Annotated in this window: 6 protein-coding genes and 2 pseudogenes; 3 read left to right on the forward strand and 5 right to left on the reverse strand. The window is 63.9% G+C overall.

Annotation, left to right across the window (positions count from 1 at the left end; genetic code table 11):
* Positions 1-2,318 (reverse strand): efflux RND transporter permease subunit (locus tag EOA29_RS14125; protein WP_145969672.1); only part of this gene is annotated, 2,318 nt, incomplete at its 3' end.
* Positions 2,315-3,616 carry an efflux RND transporter periplasmic adaptor subunit gene (locus EOA29_RS14130; protein ID WP_245464858.1) on the reverse strand — a complete coding sequence of 434 codons (1,302 nt, stop codon included), beginning with the start codon at positions 3,614-3,616 and terminating at the stop codon, positions 2,315-2,317. The genes EOA29_RS14130 and EOA29_RS14125, both read right to left, overlap by 4 nt.
* Positions 3,617-3,764: 148 nt before the next feature.
* Between EOA29_RS14130 and EOA29_RS14135 the strand changes: the two genes are divergently transcribed.
* Together EOA29_RS14135 and EOA29_RS14140 are read left to right on the forward strand one after the other, a co-directional pair.
* Positions 3,765-4,298, forward strand: coding sequence for a TetR family transcriptional regulator (locus EOA29_RS14135; RefSeq protein WP_126091601.1), 534 nt, complete (start codon positions 3,765-3,767; stop codon positions 4,296-4,298).
* An 81-nt stretch (positions 4,299-4,379) separates the two neighbouring features.
* Positions 4,380-5,980: pseudogene (locus tag EOA29_RS14140) on the forward strand (inorganic phosphate transporter).
* 310 nt (positions 5,981-6,290) lie between these two features.
* Here EOA29_RS14140 and EOA29_RS14150 read toward each other — a convergent pair.
* Positions 6,291-7,450, reverse strand: a pseudogene (locus EOA29_RS14150) (patatin-like phospholipase family protein).
* Entirely contained in the window at positions 7,443-8,231 is a 789-nt protein-coding gene (locus tag EOA29_RS14155) for an acetoacetate decarboxylase (RefSeq protein WP_126091602.1), read from the reverse strand. Before EOA29_RS14155 ends, EOA29_RS14150 begins: the two are co-directional and overlap by 8 nt.
* 223 nt (positions 8,232-8,454) lie before the next feature.
* On the opposite strand from EOA29_RS14155, the gene EOA29_RS14160 reads away from it, so the two are divergent.
* A complete protein-coding gene (locus EOA29_RS14160) occupies positions 8,455-9,243 on the forward strand; it encodes a 3-hydroxybutyrate dehydrogenase (RefSeq protein WP_126091603.1) in 789 nt (262 codons plus the stop codon).
* Between the two features lie 222 nt (positions 9,244-9,465).
* Here EOA29_RS14160 and EOA29_RS14165 read toward each other — a convergent pair.
* Positions 9,466-9,909 (reverse strand): ROK family protein (locus tag EOA29_RS14165; RefSeq protein WP_127221042.1); only part of this gene is annotated, 444 nt, incomplete at its 5' end.

A 9,909-nucleotide genomic window follows, 5' to 3' on the forward strand; every position in this document is an offset into this window, starting at 1 on the left:
ATTTTGCCGTCCTCGCTGCGAATGAAGTATTCGCCCAGCCTCTCCGGATTGTCGCGGAACTCCTGCGGCACCTGCGGGATGATGTCGTAACTGTGGGAGTCGCGGTCGAATTGCGCCACCTCGGCGCCGCCGACCAGCAGAGTCAGCGTGCGGCCGACATCGGCGATCGGCAGGTTCAGCGCCGCGGCGCGCTCGCGGTCGATGGTGACGGTCACCTGTGGCGCGTCATAGGCCATCGAGTTCTGCACGACGATGAAGCGGCCGGAAGCCTGCGCCTTGTTCTTGATCTTCTCGGCCTCGTCGAAGACCTCGGAGGGATCGCCGGTCGAGCGCACCACCATCGAGATGGGCAGGCCACCGCCTGAGCCGGGCAGCGTCGGCGGCGCGAAGACGAAGGCCTCGACGCCCGCCACCTTGGCGAGGCGGCCCTGGATGTCGGCCTGAAGCTCCTTGGAGCCGCGCTTGCGATCCGCCCAGTCCTTGAAGGCGAAGCCGACGAAGGCGCTGTTGGTCGCGCCGCCGAAAGCGACGGCCGAGAACTGCGCCCTGGTCTCCGGGATGTCCTTCACCAGGCCGAGCATCTGGTTGACGTAGGTTTCGGTGTAGTCCGACGTCGCATAGCGCGGCGCGGTCACCAGCGACAGCAGGAAGCCCTGATCTTCCTCCGGCGCCAGCTCGCTGGAGGTCTTGGTGAACATGAAGCCGGTGAGCGCGACCAGCGCGACGACGATGATCAGCGTCACCGGCCGGTTCCTGAGCGAAGCGGTGACCGCCCGCTCGTAGACGCGCTCGACGCGGCTGAAGGTGCCGTCGACGATGCGCTGGAAGCGGCTATGCGCGCCGGCCTTCAGGAGGCGCGCAGACATCATCGGCGTGATGGTCACGGCGATCAGGCCGGACAGCACCACGGAGCCGGCCAGCGTCACCGCGAATTCGCGGAACAATGCGCCGGTCAGGCCGCCGGTGAAGGCTAGCGGCGCGAACACGGCGGCGAGCGTGATGGTCATTGCGACGATGGCCGAGAAGATTTCGCGCATGCCGTTGAAGGCCGCCTGCATCGGCGACATGTGGTCCTCCTCCATGTGGCGATGGATGTTCTCCACCACCACGATGGCGTCGTCGACGACGAGGCCGATCGCCAGCACCATGGCAAGCAGCGACAAGAGATTGATCGAGTAACCGACCGAAAACAGGATGAAGCAGACGCCGATCAGCGACAGCGGGATGGTCACGATCGGCATCATCACCGATCGGAACGATCCGAGGAACAACAGGATGACCACGATGACGATGGCGACCGCCTCGCCGATGGTCTTGAACACCTCCTCGATCGAGGCGCTGATCTGCCCGGTGGCGTCGTAGACGACCTCGATCGTCATGCCTTTCGGCAGCGTCTCCTGAATCTGCGGCACGAGCTTGGTGATCGCCGCCGCGGTCGTCAACGGGTTGGCCGCCGGTGTCGGGAAGATGGCGAGGAAGGTGCCGGGTTTGCCGTTGAAGCTCACCCTGGTGTCGGTGCTTGCGGCGCCGAGCTCGACGCGCGCGACGTCGCGCAGACGCACGACCTGGCCGTCCGTCGAGCGGATCGGGAGCTGCGAGAACGCTTCCGGCGTCTGCAAGGTCGAGTGAACCGTGATCGACGAGACCACATACTCGTTCTGAGTGTTGCCGGGCGCGGACAGGAAGTTGGAGTTGTTGATCGCAGTCAGCACGTCGGCGGCGGTGGCACCGCGGGCGGCAAGCCTGACCGGGTCGATCCAGACGCGCATGGAATATTCCTCGGCGCCGAAGATCTGAACGTCGGCGACGCCTTCCACCGTCGAGATGCGAGGCCGGATGACGCGCTCGATATACTCGGTGAGCTGCTCCTTGGTCATGTTCGGATTCTGCATCGAGATATACATCATCGCGAACTGCTGGCCGGTGCCCTTGACGATCACCGGATCCTTGGAGGCGTCCGGCAGGGTGCCGCGCACGCCCTGGACCTTGGAGAGCACCTCGGTCAGCGCCACGTCGGGATTGGAGCCGAGCTTCATCTGCACGGTCACGGTGCTGGAGGACGGGCGGCTCGATGAGGTCACGTAGTCGATGTTCTCGGTCGAGGCGACGGCGCGCGCGATCGGCGCGGAGATGAAGCCCTGGATCAGGTCGGCGCTGGCGCCGGGATAGGCCGTGGTGATGGTGATCGCCGTCTCGTCGACCTTCGGATACTGGCGGATCGACAGGTTGAAGATGGCCTGGAAGCCCAGGAGCAGGATCATGCAGGCCAGCACCGTCGAGAGGACGGGCCGGCGAATGAAGATGTCGGAAAAGCTCATTGCTGAACCTGCTTGTTCGCCGATTTGCTGGGATCGATGGTGTTGTCGACGGCAACGGACATGCCGTTGAAGAGCCGGTTCTGACCGGCGGTGACGACCTGATCGCCAGCCTTCAGGCCCTCGACGATCTCGACCATGCCGTTGTTGCGGCGGCCGAGCTTGATGAACACCTGCGACAGAACGAGCGCCGGCTGCTGCCCGGCTTCGGGCTTCTGAGCGTTATCAGCGGGCTTTGCGGCGTTGTCGGCGGACTTTGCCGTGTCGGAGGCAGGCTTCGAGGCATCGGCCTGCGGTTTGGTTGCGTCGCTGGCCGGCCTTTCGATGCCGCCGGTCTTCTGGTCATCCGGTTTGGCCGGCGCCGCAGCGCCACCGTCGGCAGGCTTTGCCGGCACGACAACGAAAACAAAGTCGCCGTAAAGGCTGGACGTCACCGCCGTCTGCGGCACCGAGATGACGTTGTTTTCCTCCGGCAGCTCGACGCGGATCTGCACGAACTGGCCAGGCGTCAGCTTGCCCTCCGGGTTGGCGACCTCGCCGCGGATCGATACCAGGCGGCTCGCCGGGTCGATCTTGGGATCGATGCCGCGAATGGAGCCGGCAAAGGGCATGTCCGCCACGCTGCCGCCGATCCGCACCGTCTGGCCGATCTTCAGCAGCCGCAGCTGCTGTTCCGGCACCGTGAAGTCGACCCGCATCGTATCCAGGTCCTGCAGCGTCACAACCGAGTTGCCCGGGGCCAGATACTGGCCGATGTCGATCTTGGGAATGCCGACGGTGCCGTTGAAGGGGGCGGACAATTGCTTCTGGTCGAGCACGGCCTGCAGCTTGTTCACCTGCGCGGCCGAAGCGTCCGCCGCCGCGCGCGCGGCATCGAGCGTCGCGTCGGTCCCGACGCCGCGCCGCTGCAATTCGAGCGCGCGGGTCAGCGCCGCCTGGTCGGACGCGGCCTGCGCCTTCTGCGCCACCAGATCGGCCTTCTCGACGGCGTCGTCGAGCTGCAGGAGCACGGCGTCGGCCGCGACCTTCTGGTTGGCGTGGAACAGGATGTCCTTGACGATGCCTGCCGTCTCGACGGTCAGGTCGACGCCGCGCACGGCGTTGACGGTGCCGATCGCCTCGACGCCCGGCGTCCAGTTCGAGGGTTTCGCGACGACGGTCGAGACGGTCGCGGCCGGCGGCTTCATGGTGGCGAAAAATTGCTTGATGCCGTTGTCGCGCAGGATGTTGAAGCCGACGATACCGACGCACACCAGAGCGAGCAGAAGCAGAAATACGGTGATGATGATAAAGCGCTTCACGGAAAAGTCCCCTCGAGCCGAAACCGGCATAACGGTCGATGCCAGGACACATACTGGCGACGGGTCCCGATTTCAATTTTCGGCGTCTTACTGTACCGTCTGGACGGTCTTGTCAATTCCGCATAAGCTAATGTAAGGGGGAGGCGTGATGAAAGCTCGCAGGGCAAATTCGCGCGACAGGATACTTGCAGCGGCCGCCGACGTGGCGCGCGAGGCGGGTCCCGGAAGCCTGTCGCTCGACGCCGTCGCCAGCCGGGCCGGCGTGTCGAAGGGCGGACTGCTCTATAATTTTCCGACCAAGGCCAAGCTGATGCAGGGGCTGGTGGAAAATTACCTCAATGCTTTCGAAGAGGCGCTCGAGGAACGCACGGCCGAGGCCAGCGATGAAAGCGTGCTCGCGGCCTACATACGGCTTTCGGCCGATGATTGCGAGAAGCCGAAACCATCGGCTTCCTGGATGTTCTCCGCGATCGCGGAGGATCCGGATTTCCTGACGCCGATAAAGGCGTTCAAGCGGCAGCTCTTCGAACGGCTGAAAGACGAGACCGACGACCTCGGCTCGCTGCTGGTCTGCTTCCTCGCCATCGAGGGACTGCGCAGCATGAACCTTTTCGATTCCGACGTGCTCTCGCCGGAGGAGCACAAGCTCCTGGTTTCCTCGCTGCTCAAGATAGCCGCATAGGTTGCAGGGCGTCACACCAGCTTCATCCTGGAGACATAGCGTTCTCCCGGTTCTTTGCTGCAATGCAAAAGGAGTGGGACGATGGTGGACGTGGTTTCCAGTGAGGCGGGGATTCCGAGACCGGATCACCCGTTGGAACAATCGAGCGGCGCGAAGTGGTTCCTGCCTGCCTTCGGCGTGCTGGTTCTGGCCGGCATCATCTATGTCGGCTATGCACTGAGCCAGGACTTGGCAGTCGCCAAGACAGTGCCCTGGATCCTGCTCGGCATCGCCCTGCTGATCGCGCTCGGCTTCGAATTCGTCAACGGCTTCCACGATACCGCCAATGCGGTGGCGACGGTCATCTACACCCGATCGCTCCCGGCGGAATTCGCCGTCATGTGGTCGGGTGTCTTCAATTTCCTCGGCGTCTTGACCTCGAGCGGCGCGGTCGCCTTCGGCATCCTGTCGCTGCTGCCGGTCGAGCTCATCCTGCAGGTCGGCTCGTCCTCCGGCTTCGCCATGGTGTTCGCCTTGCTGGTCGCGGCGATCCTGTAGAATCTGGGCACCTGGTTCCTCGGCCTGCCGGCGTCGAGCTCGCACACGATGGTCGGCTCGATCATCGGCGTCGGCCTCGCCAACCAGTTCATGGCGCCGGCCGGAAGCGCCACCAGCGGCGTCGAATGGGGACAGGCGACCAATGTCGGCATGTCCCTGCTGGTCTCGCCTCTCGTCGGTTTTTTCGCGGCGGCCGTTCTGCTCTATGTGATGAAGATCCTTGTGCGCAATCCGGCGCTCTATGAGGCGCCGAAAGGCAAAACCCCGCCGCCGTGGTGGATCCGCGCGCTGCTCATCTTCACCTGCACCGGCGTCAGTTTCGCGCATGGCTCCAATGACGGCCAGAAGGGCATGGGCCTGATTATGCTGATCCTGATCGGCGTGGTGCCGACCGCCTATGCGCTTAACCGTACCCCCGACATCAACTACCTCGAGGCCTACAAGTCGGCTTCCGCCGCCGTCGAGCAGTCGCTGGGCAAATACGTCAAGCCGGGCGTCACTGTCGCGGACCCCAAGGCCGCGGTTCAAGAGGCTGTCCGCTCCAAGACCTGGAGCGATCAGACGACGCCCGCGCTGCAGACCTACATCCACAATACGACCGCCGGGCTGCAGCCCTACGCGACCGTCGACAAGGTCCCGACCGACCTGGTCAGCAACGCCCGCAACGACATCTATCTGATCGGCGAAGCGCTGAAGCTGATCGACAAGAAGAAGCTGTTGCCGATGCAGGACGCTGACCTGCAGGCGGTGACGAACTACCATAAGGCGGTCGACAACGCGACGAAGTTCATCCCGCTCTGGGTCAAGATCGCCGTGGCGCTGGCGCTCGGCCTCGGCACCATGGTCGGTTGGAAGCGCATCGTCGTCACCGTCGGCGAGAAGATCGGCAAGAGCCACCTGACCTATGGCCAGGGCGCCGCCGCCGAGCTGGTCGCGATGGTTACGATCGGCATGGCCGACCGTCTCGGCCTGCCAGTGTCGACCACCCACGTGCTGTCGTCGGGCGTTGCTGGCACGATGGCGGCGAACGGCTCCGGTCTGCAGTGGGCGACCGTGCGCAACCTTTTGCTCGCCTAGGTGCTGACACTGCCCGCTCGATCGCGCTGGCCTTCGTGCTCTTCGTGGTCTTCCGCCAGGTGTTCTGAGATAGCCGCAAGAACTCAAAAGAAAAGGCAGCGCCGGCCAGGCGCTGCCTTTCTTTTTTGCTTGATAGCTACCCTCGAAACGTTGGCGGGACAGCACCCCCCTCTGTCCTGCCGGACATCTCCCCCGCAAGGGGGAGATTGGCAGCTTGGGCGCCGCGCGCTTCTTTCGACCCCGACAATTGGCGAAAGCCGCGCAACATCCGATCTCCCCCCTTGCGGGGGAGATGTCCGGCAGGACAGAGGGGGGTGTGACGGAACTCGACGAGGGTGCTTGTTAGCGGAGCAACCCGTCGAGTCTTCCTACCGGACCTTACGTCGGGTCTTCGCGGTGAAGGTCGTGGATAGCCACGCCTTCGACATTGGTCGGCAGCAACAGCCACTGCTTGTGGCGCAGCGTGCGCTCGGTGTCCTCGAGGCCCATTTCCCAGTGCTCGCGCATCGAGGTGCCCGAGAACTCGTAGTCCTTGGCGTGGCCCTCATAGCCTTTGTGCTGGTAGATCAGGTGAACGATGTTGACCACGCCGGCATCGGAATAGTCGGCGATCAGTTCCCTCTCGCCGTCCCTGAGCTCATCTGGCGGAACGCGCTTCAGCGCATCGAGCAGCTTCATCTTTAGCGCGTGGATGCGCTGGAAATTGTCGGTGTTCTGGCGCGTGCGGCTCGAATACATGATGTCCTTGTGGCGCGACAGCACGTCGGCCATGCTGCGCGGCAGGGCGCCGCGGGCGCTGAACAGATCGACCTGGAACACCAGCGAGGAGCGATCCTCTTCCTGGTCGAGCAGGTATTGCAGCGGCGTATTGGAGACGATGCCGCCGTCCCAATAATACTCGCCCTCGATGCGGACCGAGGGGAAGGCCGGCGGCAGCGCGCCGCTCGCCATGATGTGCTCCGGCCCGATGCGGACCTTCTCGGTGTCGAAATAGACGAAGTTGCCGGTCCTGACGTTGACCGCGCCGACGCTCAAGCGCTTCCTGCCGTCGTTGAGCACATCGAAGTCGATCAGGCTCTCCAGCGTGTCCTTCAGCTCGGCGGTGTCGTAGAAGCTGGTGGCGCCCTCGGCACCCGACAGCTCGAACCATGGATTGGGATTGCGCGGCTTGAAGAAGCCGGGCTGGCCCATCATCATCGTCATCCACGACGAGGTGCGGTTGCGGATGTCGCGATAGATGTCGCCTTCGGGCGTGTAGGCCCAGATCTTGCGGCCGGAGATCGTCTGCCAGAACTGCTCCAGGCGCTGCAGGCGCCGGCTCGGCTCGTTGCCGGCGATGATCGAGGCGTTGATGGCGCCGATCGAAACGCCGGAGAGCCAGGTCGGCTCGCAGCCGGCATCGGAAAGCGCCTGATAGACGCCGGCCTGATAGGCGCCGAGCGCGCCGCCCCCTGGAAGACCAGGGCGATGCGGTCATACTGCGCCGTTATTTCCTCGATGGTGGCGGCGACCGCCTTGTTTCGGGTCCGTTCAAGCACGAGCCTTCTCCGGCTGGATTGCGCTGGCGGCGGACGGGTTGCGGTCGGCGAGATAGTCGTGGACGACTTCGCCGAGCCCGAGCGTCAGATCAGCGGTGAAATGAACGGCCGAGACGACCTCGAGCACCGGCAGCTTCGCCACGTCGGCCATGACATGGGGCCGAAGGTCGAGCGCGGCCGGCGCGGTCCAGGCTTCCTTCAGCGTCACATCGGTCAGGTAGTAGCGCACCAGCTCGCAAATGCGCGGGCTTCCGTCGACATGCGGGATGATCTTGATCAGGAAGTTGGGCGCCGCCAGCGAGGCGAGCACGGAATCGTGGTCGGCCTCGCGGTGCTTGTAGCCCATGGTGCCGGTGGCGCAGAGCACGCTGCCGTAGTGCAGCGTGCCGACCACCACTTCGCCCTCATGCACGATCTTGGGGCTGGCGAGCTTTTTCGGGAAGCCCCACAGCTCGCGGCCGCCGGCGATTGGTGCGTCGTCGTCGAGATACATGGAGTGGACATAGCCGCCATGCTGCCCGCCATAGCGCACGGGGATGACCTGGCCGGTCTCGGTATAGTCGCCGAAGCCGGTCGAATCCGGCATGCGGATGAACTCGTACTTGACCAGCGGCTCATCGATCTCGAGCGGCTTCGGCACGACGGCTTCCAGCGCCTCGCGTGTCGTGCGGTAGGTGATGATGATGTATTCGCGGTCGAAGAAACGGTAGGGACCGGGCGGAAACGAAGGATTGGTGAGCGGCATCTCATAGGCGCGCTTAACGACATCGTCGATTTCCAAGCTATTCACCCGTCGGTTCAGGAATGACACACGCGAGACGCGCAGGGGGAGTATGTTGCACGGCACCATGACAGTGCCATGTCATGGTGCTCGGGCGCCAGCTTCATGGCTATCGGGCGGCATCACAACATTGTAATCGCAACGACATATGGCCATGGCATTGTCATGCTGCGGCGCACAAACTATGTGCCCTAAGTCCACTCCACCTCTAGCGAGATTTTTCATGGGTTCCCTGTCTTCGAAGAATGCGCTGGTCACCGGCTCGACCAGCGGCATCGGGCTTGCAATCGCCCGCGCCTTTGCCGCCGAGGGCGCCAATGTCACCATCAACGGCCTGGGCGACGCCGCGGCCATCGAGCAGGAGCGGGCCGGCATCGAGAAGGATTTCGGCGTCAAGTGCCGCTATTCGGGCGCCAACATGATGGACGGCGCCGCGGTCACCGCCATGATCCACGAGGCCGAAGAGGCGTTCGGCAGCCTCGACATCCTGGTCAACAATGCCGGCATCCAGCATGTCGCGCCGATCGACGAGTTTCCCGACGACAAGTGGGAGGCGATCATCCGCATCAACCTGCTCGCCGCCTTCTATGCCATCAAGGCGGCGCTGCCCGGCATGAAGAGCCGCAAATGGGGCCGCATCATCAACACGGCCTCGGCGCACGCGCTGGTCGCCTCGCCGTTCAAGTCGGCCTATGTTTCGGCCAAGCACGGCATTGCCGGCCTGACCAAGACGGTGGCGCTGGAAGTCGCTCAGGACGGCATCACCGTCAACGCGATCGCCCCCGGCTATGTCTGGACGCCGCTGGTCGAGAAGCAGATCCCCGACACGATGAAGGCGCGCGGCATGACCGAGGAGCAGGTCAAGCACGACGTGCTTTTAGCCGCGCAGCCGACCAAGGAATTCGTCACCGTCGAGGAACTCGCCGCGCTGACGCTCTTCCTGTGCTCGGACGCCGCCAAGCAGATGACCGGCACGACCTTGCCGATGGATGGCGGCTGGACGGCGCAGTAAGCGCGCTTCCCTAGAGCAGTTCATCGTTTCACGGAAACGCTGAACTGCTCTAATATTTGTTTTACGCAATTCCGGAGGGAAGGCTACGGCGAAGCCGCCGAGCCCGACCGTTACACACTTTTCCTGGAATTGCTCTAAAGGGGGCGCTGTCGCGGCGTAAGGCTTAACTCGCGATGCTTCGTGCTATCCTTCCCCTGGCGCAGTCCTTGCCGGTCCCCATGGCTATTGAAGTCGCCCGTAATGGCTCAGGACGAGGCCGACGGCTCCAAGCAGCACATCGTTTTCGGTGTGCTTGCCGATGATTATTCGCGTGCGCCTGTCGGGGGCGACGTCCCGCGCCTTGATTAGGGTGTGCCGTTCATAGGCTGCAATGAGCGGCGTAAGCAGGATGTCGCCGGCGAGCGCCATGCGTCCTCCGATGATGATGAGGGGCGGGTTCAGAACGGATCCGATCATGCCCAGGCCGCGGCCCGCCATTTCGGCGGTATCCTCGATCATGCGCAATGCTCCGACATCCCCCTGCTCGGCCATGCGGATCACGTCGTCCATCGTGACGCGCCGGCCCGTCACGCGCGCGATCTGCTCCAATGGCCGGTTGAAGCTGGCGTAGAGTTCCAGGCAGCCTCGATTGCCGCAGCGGCAAAGATCGCCCGATGGATCGATGCT

It is taken from the genome of Mesorhizobium sp. M1E.F.Ca.ET.063.01.1.1, assembly GCF_003998155.1.
GTDB lineage: Bacteria > Pseudomonadota > Alphaproteobacteria > Rhizobiales > Rhizobiaceae > Mesorhizobium.

Excerpts from the sequence above, each read along its gene's own strand:
- EOA29_RS14135 (WP_126091601.1), top strand. The coding sequence starts at position 3,765 with ATGAAAGCTCGCAGGGCAAATTCGCGCGACAGGATACTTGCAGCGGCC.
- EOA29_RS14160 (WP_126091603.1), top strand. The coding sequence starts at position 8,455 with ATGGGTTCCCTGTCTTCGAAGAATGCGCTGGTCACCGGCTCGACCAGC.